The sequence below is a fragment of the Rheinheimera sp. genome, assembly GCF_036568245.1.
Classification (GTDB): Bacteria; Pseudomonadota; Gammaproteobacteria; order Enterobacterales; family Alteromonadaceae; genus Alishewanella.
In genome coordinates this window covers 1-16,701 of record NZ_DATCSY010000336.1, presented here as the reverse complement: position 1 = coordinate 16,701, position 16,701 = coordinate 1, and the positions used below count along the sequence as shown (strand labels likewise).

General features: G+C 49.6%; 9 protein-coding genes and 1 pseudogene. 8 read left to right on the top strand and 2 right to left on the bottom strand.

Going from position 1 to position 16,701, the window contains the following annotated elements; translation table 11 throughout:
- The 6 genes and pseudogenes from VIN66_RS15060 to VIN66_RS15035 all read left to right on the top strand — a co-directional run.
- Window positions 1-272, top strand: a pseudogene (locus tag VIN66_RS15060) (phosphate ABC transporter, permease protein PstA); the annotation flags it as partial.
- Between the two features lie 57 nt (window positions 273-329).
- A complete protein-coding gene (gene pstB, locus VIN66_RS15055) occupies window positions 330-1,100 on the top strand; it encodes a phosphate ABC transporter ATP-binding protein PstB (RefSeq protein WP_134057781.1) in 771 nt (256 codons plus the stop codon).
- Window positions 1,101-1,144: 44 nt separating this feature from the next.
- A complete protein-coding gene (gene phoU, locus VIN66_RS15050; RefSeq protein WP_331924744.1) occupies window positions 1,145-1,870 on the top strand; it encodes a phosphate signaling complex protein PhoU in 726 nt (241 codons plus the stop codon).
- 255 nt (window positions 1,871-2,125) lie between these two features.
- Window positions 2,126-3,031: a porin gene (locus tag VIN66_RS15045; RefSeq protein ID WP_331924743.1), complete on the top strand. Its 906-nt coding sequence runs from the start codon at window positions 2,126-2,128 to the stop codon at window positions 3,029-3,031.
- A 254-nt stretch (window positions 3,032-3,285) separates the two neighbouring features.
- The gene (locus VIN66_RS15040) at window positions 3,286-5,934 is read left to right on the top strand and encodes a glycoside hydrolase family 16 protein (RefSeq protein WP_331924742.1); all 2,649 of its coding nucleotides are present in this window, start codon (window positions 3,286-3,288) and stop codon (window positions 5,932-5,934) included.
- Between the two features lie 80 nt (window positions 5,935-6,014).
- Window positions 6,015-8,966, top strand: a complete 2,952-nt coding sequence (locus VIN66_RS15035; RefSeq protein WP_331924741.1) for a TonB-dependent receptor — start codon at window positions 6,015-6,017, stop codon at window positions 8,964-8,966.
- A 68-nt stretch (window positions 8,967-9,034) separates the two neighbouring features.
- Here the strand turns inward: VIN66_RS15035 and VIN66_RS15030 are convergent, their stop codons facing one another.
- Window positions 9,035-11,686, bottom strand: a complete 2,652-nt coding sequence (locus tag VIN66_RS15030) for a TonB-dependent receptor domain-containing protein (protein ID WP_331924740.1) — start codon at window positions 11,684-11,686, stop codon at window positions 9,035-9,037.
- Window positions 11,687-11,814: 128 nt separating this feature from the next.
- Window positions 11,815-14,496, bottom strand: coding sequence for a hypothetical protein (locus VIN66_RS15025; RefSeq protein WP_331924739.1), 2,682 nt, complete (start codon window positions 14,494-14,496; stop codon window positions 11,815-11,817).
- Window positions 14,497-14,866: 370 nt separating this feature from the next.
- On the opposite strand from VIN66_RS15025, the gene phoB reads away from it, so the two are divergent.
- Together phoB and phoR are read left to right on the top strand one after the other, a co-directional pair.
- Window positions 14,867-15,553: a phosphate regulon transcriptional regulator PhoB gene (phoB, locus tag VIN66_RS15020; protein ID WP_134057767.1), complete on the top strand. Its 687-nt coding sequence runs from the start codon at window positions 14,867-14,869 to the stop codon at window positions 15,551-15,553.
- A 17-nt stretch (window positions 15,554-15,570) separates the two neighbouring features.
- Window positions 15,571-16,701: phosphate regulon sensor histidine kinase PhoR (phoR, locus tag VIN66_RS15015; protein WP_331924738.1), on the top strand; the 1,131-nt coding region annotated here is incomplete at its 3' end.

The window sequence follows — 16,701 nt, the reverse complement described above, 5'->3', positions numbered from 1 at the left end:
TAACCGGTGCTATTTTAGGTGTGGCTCAGGCGTTGGGCGAAACTGCCCCCTTGTTGCTTATTGGTATGAAGTCTTTTGTGGCATCGGTACCGGCATCGCCTTTTGAGCAGGCCAGTGCCTTACCGGTACAAATTTACCTGTGGCAGGGCAATGAGCTGCGCAACTTCTTCGAGGCCCGTACATCCGCTGCCATCATTGTATTGCTGCTGATGATGATTGGCTTAAACGGCCTGGCCATCTGGTTGAGAAAGAAATACGAAAAGCGCTGGTAGAATGTTTACCACAGACCACGCTAAACAGATTTAATTTTTAAGGTAACGGATAAACGCATGAGTAACTCAGCCCCGGTAAAAATCAGTGCGAAAGATGTAAAGGTGTTTTACGGCGACAATGAAGCGCTGCATGGCATCAGCATGGATGTGTATCAGAACGAAGTGATCTCTTTTATCGGCCCGTCAGGTTGCGGTAAATCAACCTTTTTACGTTGTATGAACCGGATGAATGACACGATAGAACATTGTCGTGTGACCGGCAGTATTACGCTGGATGGGCGCGATATTCATGAGCCGTCACTGGATGTGGTGCAATTACGTGCTCAGGTTGGCATGGTGTTTCAAAAGCCTAACCCGTTTCCGAAGTCGATTTATGAAAACATCGCGTATGGCCCTAAACTGCATGGTCTGGCTGAGCGCAAAGCCGATTTGGATGACATCGTAGAATCCAGTCTGCGCCGTGCCGGTTTATGGAACGAAGTTAAAGACCGTTTAGATCAACCTGGCACTGGCTTATCAGGTGGGCAACAGCAACGTCTTTGCATTGCCCGCAGTATTGCGGTCAGCCCGGAAGTTATCCTGATGGATGAACCTTGTTCCGCGCTTGATCCCATCGCAACATCAATTATTGAAGAGCTGATTGATGAGCTGAAGCAAAACTTCACTATTGTTATCGTGACACACAATATGCAACAGGCCGCCCGGGTATCAGACCGCACGGCGTTTTTTCATCTGGGGAATCTTATTGAGATTGGTAATACCAATGATCTGTTTACTAACCCACAGCAAAAACGCACTGAAGACTACATTACCGGTCGTTACGGTTAATTGCTTTTTGCCACAGCTTAAGATTATTTCAGGAGACTGGCGTTATGCCAAATAGCAAAATCGGCGGCCATTATTCACAGGCTTATGATGAAGAATTACAACAAGCAGTCGTACGGTTACTGCAAATGGCCGCGCTGGCACAGCAGCAGCTTGATGACGCTATGACGGCGTTTATTGGCGCTGACGCTGAACTGGCGCAACAGGTTAAAGATTTCGACCGCAAGGTAAATAACTTTGAAGTAGATATCAGTGAGCACTGTCTGGACATCCTGGCCCGGCGTCAGCCGGCAGCCAGCGACCTGCGTTTAGTACTGTCGGTACTTAAGGCAATCAACGATGTTGAGCGCATAGGCGATCTGGCTAAACGTATTGCTAAGGCTTTGCTGAAAGAAGAGCAGGGCAACAGACCGCAGCAATCTCAGCTGGATGAAGTTGCCGTTATGGGGCAGAAAGTACGCTTAATGTTGCAACGTGCCTTAGCGGCGTTTGAACAAATTGATGCCGAGAATGCTCTGGCTGTGCTGCGTGAAGATAAAGCCATAGATGACGATTATGCCCGCATTATGCAGCATAATCTCAGTATGATGATGAATGATGCCCGGCAAATTGCCATCAGCTTACAAATCTCAAATGTTGCTAAAGCGCTGGAACGTGTCGGTGACCATGCGCGCAACATCTGTGAGCATACTATTTTCCTCAGTAAAGGCCGTAATGTTGCCCATCTTAGCGATGCAGAGCTACAGCAAATCGTAGACAAAAAGCGCGATTAACACTGCTATGCGTCAGAAAAAAAGGAGCTATGGCTCCTTTTTTTCTTTTTTGGCTGGCTATCCTGTCAATTTGATAAATACTTTTCCCAGTAGAACAGTTGCTTAGCTTTATCAGTCATAAAAACATCATTTCAAGGTCATGAAATTGCCACATTGTCATTTTAGTGTCATAAATCAGTCATATTATGGCGGCGTCAAAAACAGCCAAGCCGGTTGCTGTAACATCAAGTACCGGCCTTAATTCAGGTGCAGAAAATGAAGAGAACGACAGTAGTATTAGCGATGGCACTGGCTGCCGGTACCACAGCGGTGCAGGCAAAAGAGCTGGAAGTTTACGGTAAAATTAATGTGTCGGCGCAGTACAGCGATGAAGGCGAGGGTAGCTTCACGGAGCTGAAAAGCAATGCTTCACGTTTTGGCCTGAAAGGCGATTATGCACTGGAAGATGGCTTAACAGTCGTTTATCAGCTGGAGTGGGAAGTCGACCCATCTGATGAAGCCAATGAAAAAAACATCAAGTCACGTAACCAGTATCTGGGTTTAGCCGGCGCGTTCGGTGAAGTGAGACTGGGACGTCACGATACGGCACTGAAGATGTCACAAGGTAAGATTGACCTGTTCAGTGATTATGAAGGCGATATTAAAGTGCTGTGGAAAGGTGAAAACCGTACCAGCGATTCGGTCAGTTATTTTTCACCATCGTTTTCTGGTTTCAGCGCTCAGCTGACTTACATCGCTGAAGACGACCCGGAAGCAGAAGATGGTATCTCGGCCGCCCTGTTATACGGTGATGAAAACTTAAAAGACAGTACAGTATATGCTGCGTTGGCGTATGATGCTGATGTCGCCGGTTACGATACAGTGCGCGTCAGTGCACAGGTTAAAGTGTCTGGTTTTAAGCTTGGTGCCATGTATCAGACACAGGAAGCTACCGATACCGGCCTTGAGCGTGATGGCTATCTGTTTAGCGTTGCCTACCCGGTAGGCAAGTTTGAATTGAAAGGCCAGTATCAGGCAATGGAAGATGATAATGGTTTCAGTGCCGGCGCTGATTACAAACTGGGCAAGAACACTAAATTATTTGCCTGGTATTCGAGCTTTGATTTCGATACTGCCTTAGATTCAGACTATCTGGCAGTAGGTCTGGAACATAAGTTCTAAGCGTTTTATTGCATACCCTGTAAAAAAGCCGGTTAACCATACCGGCTTTTTTTATTAGCGACAAACTCCGTTGTGTCACGTCCGTTTTTGTTACCGTTGCAGTACATCTTCGTCAATCTGTACAAAAAAAGATCTGTCAGATGCATTGACGTTTGCCCGGTTGTCAATTAGCTTTATGAAAGCGCTTACATAAGATGGTGTCGACGGCTTAATCGAACATCACGCTAAACACATACACAAACGGGGCAAAGAGTATGAAAACAACAGCAAAGCTGGCTACTGTAGCCTGCGCTGTTATGCTGGCATCAACGTTACAGGGATGCGGCGGCAGTGCAGAAACCAAATCTAATTTCGATGGCGTAGATGTATCTCAGCCGGTAACAGACTGGGTGATGGTGTGGAACGATGAGTTCGACGGCGCTGCGATAAACAGCAACAAGTGGAACTACGAGATAAACTGTGCCGGTGGTGGTAATAACGAAAAACAATGCTATACCGACAATAGTGAAAACGCCTTTGTAAAAGATGGTGTGCTGAATATCGTGGCTTTGCCAGCCGAGGAAGGAGCGGAAAAACCTTATACTTCAGCCAGGCTGACTACCCAGCATAAAGCCGACTTCAAATACGGCCGTTTCGAAATGCGTGCCAAACTACCCTACGGCCAGGGCAGCTGGCCAGCGTTCTGGATGATGCCGACAGACAGTGTGTATGGCGGTTGGCCACGCTCTGGCGAAATTGACATCATGGAGGCTGTTAACCTCAAAGTGGTTGGCGAAGATGGTGTTGCCGAAGCCAATGTGCACGGCACCTTGCACTACGGCAGAGAGTGGCCGAACAATCTTGATACCGGCAAAGCTTATCAGTTACCTGAGGGGATGAACCCGGCAGATGACTTTCATACCTATGCTGTTGAATGGCAGGAAGGCGAGATCCGCTGGTACGTAGATGGCTACCTGTTTGCCACCCAGCGTCAGTCAAACGTGCGTTACAACAGCAGAGGCGAGGCTGTGGGCCTGTCACACCGCGGTTGGTTTGCTGAATACTTTAATCAGTCCAGCGGCGAGCTTGAGGTGCATTGGGATGCCGCGCCTTTTGATCAGGGGTTTTTTATGATCCTGAACTTAGCTGTCGGCGGTAACTGGCCGGAGAACGTTAACAATCTGGGTATCGATGCAGCTGCTTTTGCCGACGGCCAGCGCTTTGAGATTGATTACGTCAGAGTGTATGAGTGTGCCGCTAATCCTTCAACCGGCAAAGGTTGCGAGACGATTCGTCCAGGTTATGAAGATGAAGCGGATGCTCTGGTAACAGGGTTAGCGCCTATTCCTTCACCGCCATCTACCGGTATTCCACAAAACCTGACCATCTTCGGTGGTACGCCGAACCCGGACTGGGCAGCTTGGGATTGTTGCGGCGATACTACCCCGGCGCTGGTAGTGGATGCAGAACGCGGCGATGTATACGAGTTTAGTGTTGCGGCTACGCCTACCGTAAATGGCTTTGTCAGCCGCAGTGAGTTCCTTACTGACCCTGCGGGTCAGGCAAAACCTTTTGACGCTTCACCAATCATTGAAAGCGGCAGTATCAGCTTTGATATGCAGGTGGTGTCAATGCCAAACAACTCTGCTGCTGCCTGGCTGTTTAAGGTAGAAAGCGCTGGTGCCTCTACGGCAGTTGAAATGCCATTGTCGGCCAGTACTGAAGGGGTATCACCGGCAGCTGGTCTGTGGCAAACCTATACCTTCCCGCTACAAATGCTGGCAGACGCGGGACTGGATGTATCAGCTATCGATGTGGTGATGATTTTCCCGGCCTGGGGCTCAGGTGAAGGAGCAGTTTACCGTGTTGATAATGTAAAAATCAGTGCAGAAATTACCTATCCGGAACTGGTCCTGTTTACTGATCAGCAAAACGCTGACTGGCCAATGTGGGATTGTTGTGGTGGCACAACGCCTACAGAGCAAACTGACGACGCCGGGCATGGCACAGTGGCTGAATTTAGTATCGGTGCTACGCCAACGGTAATGGGTTTTAATACCCGTAGTGCTGTGGGTGGCAGTGACAAACCTTTTGATGCAACAGCTATTTTGCAAGAGGGTGTGGTTCAGTTTGAAATGAAGGTAGTGAGTATGCCTTCTACGCCAAATGCTGCCTGGTTATTCAAGATAGAAGCCGATAACGCAGCTTCTGCGGTTGAGCTGAATTTAACTGAGAGTATGGAAGGGCTGGCACCGGTAGCAGGACAATGGCAAACCTATACTTTCTCACTTGCCAGTCTGGCCGCTGCTGGCCTGGATGTTTCGGCTATTGATGTGGTGATGATTTTCCCGGCCTGGGGCTCCGGTGAGGGCGCCGTCTACCGGGTAGACAATGCCCGTATTTATCTGCCGGGTGCAAATCAGGGCCCTGGCCTGACGTTATTCGCCAGCGAAGCTGCGCAGGACTGGAGTATCTGGGACTGTTGTGGCGGAACAACACCGAGCGTTGAGCAGGATGATGATCAGCATGGTGCTACTGCGCAATTCATTATAGGCGCCACGCCTACGGTAATGGGGCTATTAGCTGACGACAATGTATACTTCGATGCCTCAGCTTTGCTTGCTGGCGGTGTGGTTCGATTTGAGATGAAAGTTATTTCGGCACCGAATGACGCTGCTGCAACCTGGCTGTTCAAAATCGAAGGGAATGATGCAGCGAGCGCTGTTGAATTGCCGCTCAGTGCCAGTGCGGAAGGGCATACCCCTATCGTAGGGCAATGGCAGACGTATACCTTTAGCTTACAGGACTTGTTTGACGCTGGTCTGGATATCAGTGCCATCGATGTATTGATGGTGTTTCCGGCTTGGGGAACGGGTAATGGCGCGGTTTACCGCTTAGACAATGTGGTGATTACGCAGCCGTAATCCGGTTGATCCTTTCAGGCATACAGGCGCCGGGTGATTGCACCCGGCCGGAAATAACGAATAAAGCTCAGTAGGTCATTATGAAAAACGTAACTTTTACTAAAAGCCGCCTTGCTACTGCTATTGCCGTATTAATGGCAAGTTCACTGGTACAGGCGCAGGACACAAGTACTGCAGATAACGCTGCCAGCGAAGATATCGAAGTGATTCAAATCAGTGGTATCCGAGGCAGCTTAATCCGCTCCATGGATGTCAAGCGCGATGCCAGTGGCGTGGTGGATGCTATCTCCGCCGAAGAAATGGGTAAATTCCCTGATACAAACCTGGCCGAGTCACTGCAGCGTATCACCGGCGTGTCGGTAAGCCGCTCTAACGGCGAAGGCAGCCAGATCACGGTTCGCGGTTTTGGTCCGGAATTTAACCTGATTACCTTAAACGGCCGGCAAATGCCGGGTACCGGTAACACCCGCTCGTATAACCTGGAAAACCTGGCGTCAGACGGTATCAGCGCAATTGAAGTGTATAAAACGGCCCGTGCTGAAAACCCAAGCGGTGGTTTAGGGGCGACTGTTAATATTATTACGGTTAAACCGCTGCAAAGCCCGGGCCTGCGGTACTCGGTATCCGCTAAAGGTATTTATGACTCGTCCAATGAGGAAGGTGACGACATAACGCCGGAGTTGTCTGCAATTTTCAGTAATACGTTTGCTGATGAAAAGTTTGGTGTAGCGATTTCGGTATCACACCAGCAACGGGACTTTCAGCGCCAGTATGCCAATATTCAGGGCTGGCAGGCGCAAACCAGCCTGCCTGTGCTTGATGCCGCCAACGTGATAGATGCGCGGCCGGAAGATGCCGAGGGTAACAAAATTGGTCCGGCGTTTTTTGCCAAAGATATGAACTACGGTATTGACGATGTAGAGCGCGAGCGCAGCAATGGCCAGGTTACGTTGCAGTTTGCGCCGGTGGATAATTTTGTCGCCACCTTAGATTATACGGCTTCGCAAGCGACTACCGGTGTTAATACTATCGGCTGGGGGATCTGGAACGAGTTTGGCGGCAATATTAATGCGTACGAGCTGGATGAAAACGGCACTGCCGTTTATGCCGATATCAGCGGTAATGATGGCTCCTTCACTGCCAGCCGTAATACGACCGAAGTAACAGCGCGTTCAGTAGGGTTAAACCTGGATTGGCAAGTTACGGAAGATTTTCATCTGAGCCTGGATTATCACGACTCAGACAACAAAACCGATAATGGCGCCGATAAGGGCCTCGGTAGTGATGGTCAGGTGATCATTGGCTCTGATCAGCTGGTCACGAAAATCTATGATTACCGCACCGGTGATATTCCGCAGGCTTCTATCCTGTGGCGTAACGGCACTAATGAGCTGACACCGGGTGAAATGGACTCTAACTTCAGCCAGTTTACTCACTCGCCGGGCAAGTCAGACATCAAGCAGTTACAGCTCGATTCAACCTGGTATAACTCAGTGTTTGATATTCCACTGGCCAGTATTAAGGCCGGTGTGGCCTACACCGACCAGACCATGGGTGGCCACAACGCCTGGAGCGGTCTGCGCGGTGGTGCCGGTTTTAGCCCTAGCTTTACCGAAATTTTCCCTGACAGCATGTTTACCCGCCACAGTACTGCCGGCTTTTTGGATGAGTTCAGTGGTGGCGGCCTGAATATGGCCTCGCCGTATTATTACACCTATAGTTTTGATGAAGCTGTGGCACGCCAGGCGGCTTATCTGACTGAGGGACTAATGGGGGCTGATGCCTATGTGGCGGATGCGTACTACGACGGCATAGACAGTGAAAGTTCGGTGCAGGAAGAAACGCTGAGTATGTATTTGCAATCTGACTGGCAGTTTGACATTGGCCGTTTCCCGGCGCGGTTTAACGCCAGTGTGCGCTACGAAGAAACCGACGTCACCAGTACAGTACGTCAGACAGTGCCACAGCAGGTGGTATGGGCCTCAGCATCTGAGTGGATTACGCAGTACCTGCAAGGCGAAGATACCTTTTTAACCCTGACTGGTAAGCACGACGTACTGTTGCCGATGTTCGATTTTCGCATTGATCTGACCGACGATATCGTTGCGCGGGTGTCCTGGGGTAAAACTATTGCACGGGCACCGCTGGGCAATCTGGCCGGCGGGCGCAGTTTAAGCGGCAGCCCGAAAATTGGCTCCCGTACCGGCAGTGAGGGTAATACCAACCTGCAACCGTTTGAATCGACCAATTTAGATCTGAGCCTGGAGTATTACTATGCTGAGGGCAGCTATGCGTCAGTAGGTTATTTCAAAAAGGATGTGAAGAACTTTATTGCCAATGAAACGGTAGAGGCTCAGTTTGACGGGCTGCATGATATCTATCTGGGGCCGCGTTATCTTGAAGCCGAGCAGCAACTGATTGCCGCCGGAGATGCTAACCCTGATACCAGCGCCATTTATCAGCAGATGCTCGACAACGGCCACGGCAACGCAAACGGTGTTATCGAACCAACCGCCAATGATCCACTGATCACCTGGCTGGTTACCCGGCCTTACAACAGTAACGATAAATCAGTCGATGGCTTTGAGGTTGCGGTGCAGCATCTGTTTGGTGAAACCGGTTTTGGTGTAGGTGCTAATGCAACCTTCGTTGATGGTGATGTGAAGTTTGACGTTACCAGCCTTGAAGTGCAGTCACCGCTAAATGGCTTGGGTGATTCTGCTAACTTCCAGGCGTTTTATGAAAACCATGGCTTATCTGTCAAGGTAACCTATGCCTGGCGTGACAGTTATCTGATTGGTGTAGGGCAATCGCAGGGCTCTGCAGATGCACCACCTCAGTTTGCCAAGACCTTTGGTCAGTGGGACATGAGCATAAATTACGACATCAACGACAACCTGACAGTGTTTTTTGAAGGTATTAACCTGAACAATGAAACAGAGCAGGGTTATGGCCGTTATGAAGAGCAGTTCCTGTTTGCCCGCCAATACGGCACCCGTTACGCGCTTGGTGTGCGTTACAGCTTCCCGTAATATGGTATCGCGTTAGCCTCAATAAAAAGGCCTGCAGTATTGCAGGCCTTTTTAGTTATGAAGCAGGTTTAGTATTTGTAAGAGAAGCTTAAGCTATAGCTTTGGCCTTCAACACGCTTTTGCAGTATTTCACCTTGCTGCAAAATTTCAACGTCCTCATCCAGCAGGTTTTTCAGCCCCAGTTTCACGGTCATACTTTCCAGCGGGTTATAGCTGTAAGTAAAGTCCAGTGAATTAAACGGTTGCTCGAAAGCATCGTCTTTGTTGTTTACACCAGCAAAGGCGATACGTTTACCAAACACGTTGTAGGTCAGTGTAGCGTTATGCTGGTTGTTGTCTGAATCGAAGCCCAGTTGTAGGTTCGCAACGTATTTTGAGTGGCCGCTCAGGCTGCGCTCGAGGTTTGTCAGGTTGGCACCCGGGAAGCGCTGAATGCTGATCTCAGACTCGCTGACTGTCAGGTTACCGGCAACAAAGAAGTTATCGGCGATTTTGCCAAACTCACCGCCGAACATATCCAGCTGCTGCAGAAACTCGGCTTCAGCACCATAAACTTTACCACTTTCGGCGTTACGGAATGACATCAGCAGGTTACCGTCTGAACCAGACAGTTCAACCGCTTCTATCGGGTTTTCCAGATCTTTGTAGAATACGCCAATGCTGTAGTTGCTGTTATCGTAGTACCACTCTAAACGGGCATCAGCACTGTTGATATCGGTGCTTTGTAAGCCGGCAAAACCGGTTACTTTAAAGTCGGTCAAAGGATCAACATATAATACCGGAGTCACTTCGCGTAAGTCTGGCCGTACTACCGTCTGGCTGTAGCCAAAACGGGCTTGCAGATCGTCACTGATAAACCAGGTCAGTGAAATAGCCGGGTAAAAGCCATCTTCCAGCAGCACTGAATCAGTTACATTGCCACTAATGTCACCATTAGCGTTTAATGGCAGTGAAATCTGTTTAAAGTCTTCATAGCGCACGCCCAGATTCAGGCGGAATTTATAATCGTAATTCAGTTCAAGCGCGGCGTAACCGGCATCGATCATCTGTGCAGCCAGATAATCATCAGCCTGGGTAGTGACGTTTGATATTTTAAAACGATTGGCCGGGTTCAAAATATTCTCATCAGAGAAAATTTCGGAAAAGCTGCCGGATAACTGCTGCAGTGTGTAGCCGACAGTGTCAAAGTTAAACCGGTCGGTCTGCGCATCACGGCTACGTTCAAAATAGGCATAGCCACCGCTTAGCGTCATTTCGGCTTTGCCCAGCGTAAACGGTAACTTGGCGTTCCAGCTTAAGTTTTCAGTATTGTCGTTCATGTCACTGAAGCTGTAATTAACCGCATTCTGGTTACGGCGCAGGAACGAAAATACACTGCCGTCGGCCTGGGTTTCGTTCAGGTAGCGAAACTCGATTTCACCCGGTGCATAGCGACGTGCTTTCGCATCGGTGTACTGCCAATCAACGGCCAAATCCATTAAAAACGGGAAATTATGCCGGCCACGCACCTGATTACTGATCATAGTGCGCTCTTCATAGGTAATGTTGGTGTCAGTGTTGGAGCGATTGTTTTCGTTAATCGTTTCGATACTGTCGCCGTTCTTAATTTTAATTTCGTCTTTGGTATCACGCAGGTAGATGGTTGAGGTTTCAATGCGGTGATCTACACCAAGCTCTAAACCGAAATTCAGCATGCCAGACAGTTTGATCTGATGCTCAGTGCCTTTGATGTCGTCGTAACGGTTCAGCGGTACCAGGTTTTCACCCGATACCGAGTAATAACGTTCCTGCTCTTCGATGTTTTGCGTTGAACGGTCATAGCTGATACCGGTCATCACGCCAAATACCACATTCTGCGCCAGTTCAAAGCGATCGCCGAACGACACACTGCCGTCGAAATCCGGTTTGACACTTTCGCGTGCAACGTCGATATCACGGTTGAACGAGGTACCCAACTCGCGCACTATCGTTTCAGCCTGCGCCAGATTGCCGGCATTGATGCCACCTAAGGCTTCAGCAATATTAATAGGTGTCAGTACGCCGTATTGTTGTTGTGCGGCAGCCAGTTCCGGCGAAATACCGCGTAAGCCATCATCTTTGCCGCGCCAGTCATCGCCACCGCCCGCATAATCATAGCCGTCGTCATTATTCAGGCTGTTGTAGCCGGTACCTACTGACACGTTAAAGCTGCTTTGCAGCGGAATCGAAGTGGTGCGGATATTGACATTACCGCCACCGAAAGCTGCTGGTAGCTCAGGCGAATAGGCTTTTTGTACCACCAGACTTTCAATAATGCCGGCAGGGAACATGTCCAGCGGAATAACGTTGCGCGTTGGGTCCGGGCTCGGGACCATGGCGCCGTTTAATAGCGTACTGGAGTAACGCTCACCTAAACCACGCACATAAATAAATTTATCTTTTACCAGCGTCAGGCCGGTTACCCGGCGCAGTGCCGTTGCTGCGTTGCTGTCACCGGCGCGGGAAATTTGCTCCATGCCCAGAAGTTCGGCAACATAAGGTTGCTCACGGCGTTCTGCAGCTGCAGAAGCGGCAGAGCTCATCAGACGGCCGGACACAGAAATACGTTCAACATCTTCTTCACTTTGTGCTACCGGTTCTGTCGTGTCCTGCGCCAATGCGCCCAAAGAAACCAGTGCGGTTGCCGTGCTAAGGGCCAGCAGCACGCTGCGGCCAACACGACTGAAATTAAACTTTTGCATGCTGCTCATCTGAACTTTGTCCTATCAGCTTAATTTTGTTACTTCTGCGTAGCGTTAAATGCCAGCCGGCACTTAACCTGATGGAATAAAAAAACACTGCCAGTAAGCACTGGCAGTGTTTAGCTGGTTTAGTCTTCTAAACCAACAGCCCAGCCTGCAGTCCAGTCATTGCCTGGTTTTACTGCACCGACAAAGTCAACAGCGTCAAAAAAGCTGTCTACTGCTGTCATATCTTTTGGTGCTGTCGCATCGATAGTGAAGATACCATCCAACACGGCAGCCTGGTCTCCTGCCAAGCTGTTACCGGTCTGGCCAAGGAACCACTGCTCAGTTGTTGTGGTTGCGCTGACAGTACCTTTTACGGCTTCAGTTGGGCAGGCAATTACCGAGTTGGTCATGGTCAGGGAACCTGAGGCAGCCAAAGCACGTGACTCATCCGATTCAATTTCCAGGCATTCACCCATGCCGGTAGGGCCGGTGATAACAAAGTTAGCCAGCTGAGCATTGGTACCTGCGCGCAGTAACACACCTTCTGAGTCGTCATCACCGTCGAAGGTGTTACCGATAATGGTCATATTGGCGATAGTCGGGTTAGAAACCGGTGTCGCAGTGAAGTTACCAGACTGGTTGTCTGCTTCGATACCACGGTTAGCTTTGGCGCCATCAGCAGCATGTTTAACCAGTACGAACTGTAATTTACCGTTCCAGCCATCAGCCCAGTCTACTGAGTCGTCGCCGTTAGCTGTTAGCACGACATTCTTACAGTTAACGCTGCCGCCGAACATTTCGATACCGTCATCCACGTTCTGGTGAACCTGAATATTGCTACATTGAGTACCTGAACCTACACCAGCAAAAGTGATACCGTTCAGCTCGTTATCTGGCAGCACTTCAAAACCGGCATGTTTTACTACCACGTAGTTCAGCGTGCCGCTGCTGTCAGCCGGGTTATTACCACCGTAGTTACCGGCATCACCTTCTGCCGCTACCTGGCAGCTTGCCAAATCTGCCTGATTACATTTGTTTGATGGTGCTTTACCCAGTAATACCAGGCCACCCCACTGACCAGCAGCAGTTGGTGAACCGATAACATCCTGCACGGAAGTCATAACGATAGGGTTAGCTGCAGTACCGTTGGCTTCAATTTTTGAACCACGGGTTACCACCAGGAAATCGGCACCAGACTTACCGAAAATACGTACACCAGGTTGCACGGTTAAGGTTGCGGCTGTGGTGTTGTCCACACCGACACGTACCCGGCCACTCAGTACATAGTCAGCACCTGATGCCAGAGTCACATTAGAGGTAATATCGCCGGTCAGCTGACAGTTTAAGCGGCCAGTCAGGCTGTTCACTTCAGTGGTGCCGGCAGGGCAGGCGGCCAGGTCATCTTCCGGGTGAATGCCTACTGTCCAGCCTTCAGTCCAGTCGGTAGTGCCATCAAAAGCACCGATGTAGTCAACGTTGTCGAACCATGGATCAACGTTATTCGCTACATTGTAGCCATTACCCAATGCCGGTGAATTTGGTGCAGGGATATAACCACCCAGCAACGCATCACCAACGATATTGCCAGGCTGAGCACGGAACCAGGCCTGCGCATCAAGCGTTACGTTGTTGTTGCCATCGACACTGTTTTTAAACGGTTCAGCACAGTCGATAATAGAATTGCGGAAGATAATTTCGCCGTTGCCGGTGTTGGTAACTGACTCATCGCTGTTAATCTCGAAACATTCGCCCATGCCAGCAGGACCGGTAATAACGAAGTTATACAGCTCTGCAGCGGTGCCGGCGCGTAATAACACACCTTCAGAGTCATCTTCGCCATCAAAGGTATTACCAATAATGGTCATGTTAGCAATACGAGGCTTAGATACCGGCAGTGCGGTAAAGTCGCTTGACTGGTTATCACCTTCGATACCGCGGTTAGCCTTGGTATTGTTAGGATTGTGGCGTACCAGAACGTGCTGCATACGGCCTGTCCAGCCATCTGCCCAGTCCAGAGAGTCATCACGGTTACCGGTTAACACCACATATTTGGCATCAACAGTACCACCAAAAAACTCTACACCGTCATCCAGGTTGTTATGCACCTGAATATATTCAACCGTTGTGCCGCGGCCTACACCTGCAAAGGTAATGCCGTTTAATTCGTTATCAGGGATAACCTCAAAGCCGGCGTAACGTACTTGTACGTATTTTAATGCGCCGCTGCTGTCATCTTCATCTGCGCCGCCGTATGGGCCGGCTTCACCTTCAGCTTCAACCTGACAGTTGGCCAGATCAGCCTGATTACATTTGTTGGTAGGTGCTTTACCCAGCAATACCAGGCCACCCCATTCTGCAGCTGATTCGTCATCAGACAGGCCCAGCATATCGTTGACTGATGTCATCACAATAGGTGCAGAGGCAGTACCTACCGCCTGAATTTTAGAACCACGGGCCACGACTAAATAGTCGGCACCACTTTTACCAAACAGCGTTGTGCCAGGTTCAATGGTCAGTGTGGCACTGTTCGCGTTGTCGTTACCTACTGTGACTTTGCCATTTAATGACCAGGCGATGTCAGCGGTTAAACGGGTATCAGCGGTGATGGTACCGGTAATTTCACACACTGCTTTACTTACACCCGCCAGACTGGAACCTTCAGTTGCAAATGCCGGACAGCTGCTGGTTGGTGGCGGCGTGCCGCCGCCATTATCACCACCATCATTGCCATTACCGGCATTAACGACTAAGTCGCCACCACAGCCAGCCAGCACCAGTGCTGACGCTATTGCGCTTAGTTTTAACAGTTTGCGTAAAGCCATTACCATCTCTCCGTTGAGTTGTTATAGGTCGTGCCAATAAGTTGGGCGTACCCTACAACAGGGAAATGACGCTTTTATTACACTTAGATGGCTGTCACATAACGGTAATGGTCCAACCTGACTGCACTGGGGTTGCAGCGCTTTCTGTCAAAAAAAATTCATTTTAGTGTCATGTGTACTGGCAAAACGTAAGGTTTTAATTTGGTAAAGCTTGTTACTTATTTGTTTCTGTTTGCATGGGGAGTCGTCGGAGGGAATATTAACCTTACCTTTTCATAAAAATGTCATAAACTGCGGCAATACTATGCGCAGTAAATAGTTAGAGCAGCGCGGCAGCAACGCCGGCTTAAATCAGAGTGTGGTGGACGCTATGGCAAGAAAGATCCTGGTGGTGGAAGACGAAGCCCCGATTCGCGATATGTTGTGTTTTGTATTGGAGCAAAACGGTTATCAGGCGACAACGGCAGAAGATTATGATTCTGCTGTCAATGCGCTGATGGAACCCTATCCGGATTTGGTGTTGCTGGATTGGATGTTGCCGGGCGGCAGTGGCATTCAGGTCGCTAAGAAAATGAAGCAGCATGAGCTTACCCGCAATATTCCCATTATTATGATTACTGCGCGGGGCGAAGAAGAAGATAAAGTGCGCGGACTGGAAGTCGGCGCAGATGATTATGTTACTAAACCGTTCTCACCAAAAGAGCTGATGGCCCGTATTAAAGCGGTTATTCGCCGTGTGGCGCCAACCAGTCTGGATGAAGTGATTGAAGTACAGGGCCTGAAGCTAGACCCTGTATCACACCGCGTGATGGCATCTGATCAGGCACTGGATATGGGGCCAACCGAGTTTCGTTTACTGCATTTCTTTATGACGCACCCAGAGCGCGTGTATAGCCGTGAGCAGTTGCTGGATCACGTGTGGGGTACCAACGTGTATGTAGAAGACCGTACTGTTGATGTGCATATCCGCCGATTACGTAAAGCGATTTCTATTGCCGGACATGATAGATTAGTGCAAACCGTGCGGGGCTCCGGCTACCGTTTTTCAGCTAAGTAAGGTTAGTCGCTACATCTATGCGTCAGCTGCTCTCAAAAAGGAAGGTGTACACCAGACTCTTCCTTTTTTACTGTTTTATTGCTCTGGTGGGGCTTATTTCAAACAGCTTATTGCTGGCGTTGCTTATTTTTACCGTCGCGTTATTGCTCTGGCACTATCACCATTTGTTTCTGATGGACAAATGGCTGTGGCGTGACCGTAAGTTATCCCCGCCGATAAGTGAAGGGATCTGGGGCCATCTGTTTGAAGGTATTTACTACCTGCAGCGCCGTGACCGGCGTAAAAGACGCGAGTTGCGTAATGTTGTCCGGCGTTTTCGCGATGGCGCTGAAGCGTTACCGGAAGCCGTGGTCGTGTTGCGTGATGACTGGTCAATAATCTGGAGCAACAAGCTGGCGCAAATTCTGGTCGGCCTGCATTGGCCGGCAGATGAAGGCCAGCGGCTGGATAATCTTATCCGTCATCCTGAATTCTTACAGTATCTGAAAAATGCTAAGTTTGAATTACCCATTGAGCTGCCATCACCGGTAAATGATCAGCTGACGCTGGAATTTAATATCATGCCTTACGGTATTGAACAGTTTTTGCTGATAGTACGTGATGTTACCCAGTTAAAGCAGCTCGAGCAGATCCGCAAAGATTTTGTCGCTAATGTGTCGCATGAGCTGCGAACCCCGCTGACGGTACTGCAAGGCTATCTGGAAGTGATGGACGATGAACATCTGCCCGATAAAGTGATGTGGAAAAAAGCGCACAATGTGATGCTTGACCAAACCAAGCGGATGGATGCGCTGGTACAGCAGCTGCTGACATTATCCCGTATCGAGGCCTCGGCCAGAGTACAGTTTGATGATGAAGTGGATGTGCCGGCGATGCTGGCAAAGCTGGAGCAGGAAGCGCAAACTGTTAACCGCGACAAGCAGCACCAGATAGTGTTTGATATTGACCCCGAATTAAAGGTGACCGGTGTCACAGAAGAGCTGCGCAGCGCTTTTTCTAATCTGGTGATTAACGCTATTAAGTACACGCAGAATAATGGCGATATTCACGTTAGCTGGCAGCGGCAACATCAAAAAGCTGTATTTGCCGTGAACGACAATGGTCCGGGTATAGCGCCACAGCATGTAAAGCGCTTAACCGAACGTTTT

Excerpts from the sequence above, each read along its gene's own strand:
- VIN66_RS15040 (WP_331924742.1), top strand. The coding sequence starts at position 3,286 with ATGAAAACAACAGCAAAGCTGGCTACTGTAGCCTGCGCTGTTATGCTG.
- phoU (WP_331924744.1), top strand. The coding sequence starts at position 1,145 with ATGCCAAATAGCAAAATCGGCGGCCATTATTCACAGGCTTATGATGAA.
- VIN66_RS15030 (WP_331924740.1), bottom strand. The coding sequence starts at position 11,686 with ATGCAAAAGTTTAATTTCAGTCGTGTTGGCCGCAGCGTGCTGCTGGCC.
- VIN66_RS15025 (WP_331924739.1), bottom strand. The coding sequence starts at position 14,496 with ATGGCTTTACGCAAACTGTTAAAACTAAGCGCAATAGCGTCAGCACTG.
- phoB (WP_134057767.1), top strand. The coding sequence starts at position 14,867 with ATGGCAAGAAAGATCCTGGTGGTGGAAGACGAAGCCCCGATTCGCGAT.
- pstB (WP_134057781.1), top strand. The coding sequence starts at position 330 with ATGAGTAACTCAGCCCCGGTAAAAATCAGTGCGAAAGATGTAAAGGTG.
- VIN66_RS15035 (WP_331924741.1), top strand. The coding sequence starts at position 6,015 with ATGAAAAACGTAACTTTTACTAAAAGCCGCCTTGCTACTGCTATTGCC.
- VIN66_RS15045 (WP_331924743.1), top strand. The coding sequence starts at position 2,126 with ATGAAGAGAACGACAGTAGTATTAGCGATGGCACTGGCTGCCGGTACC.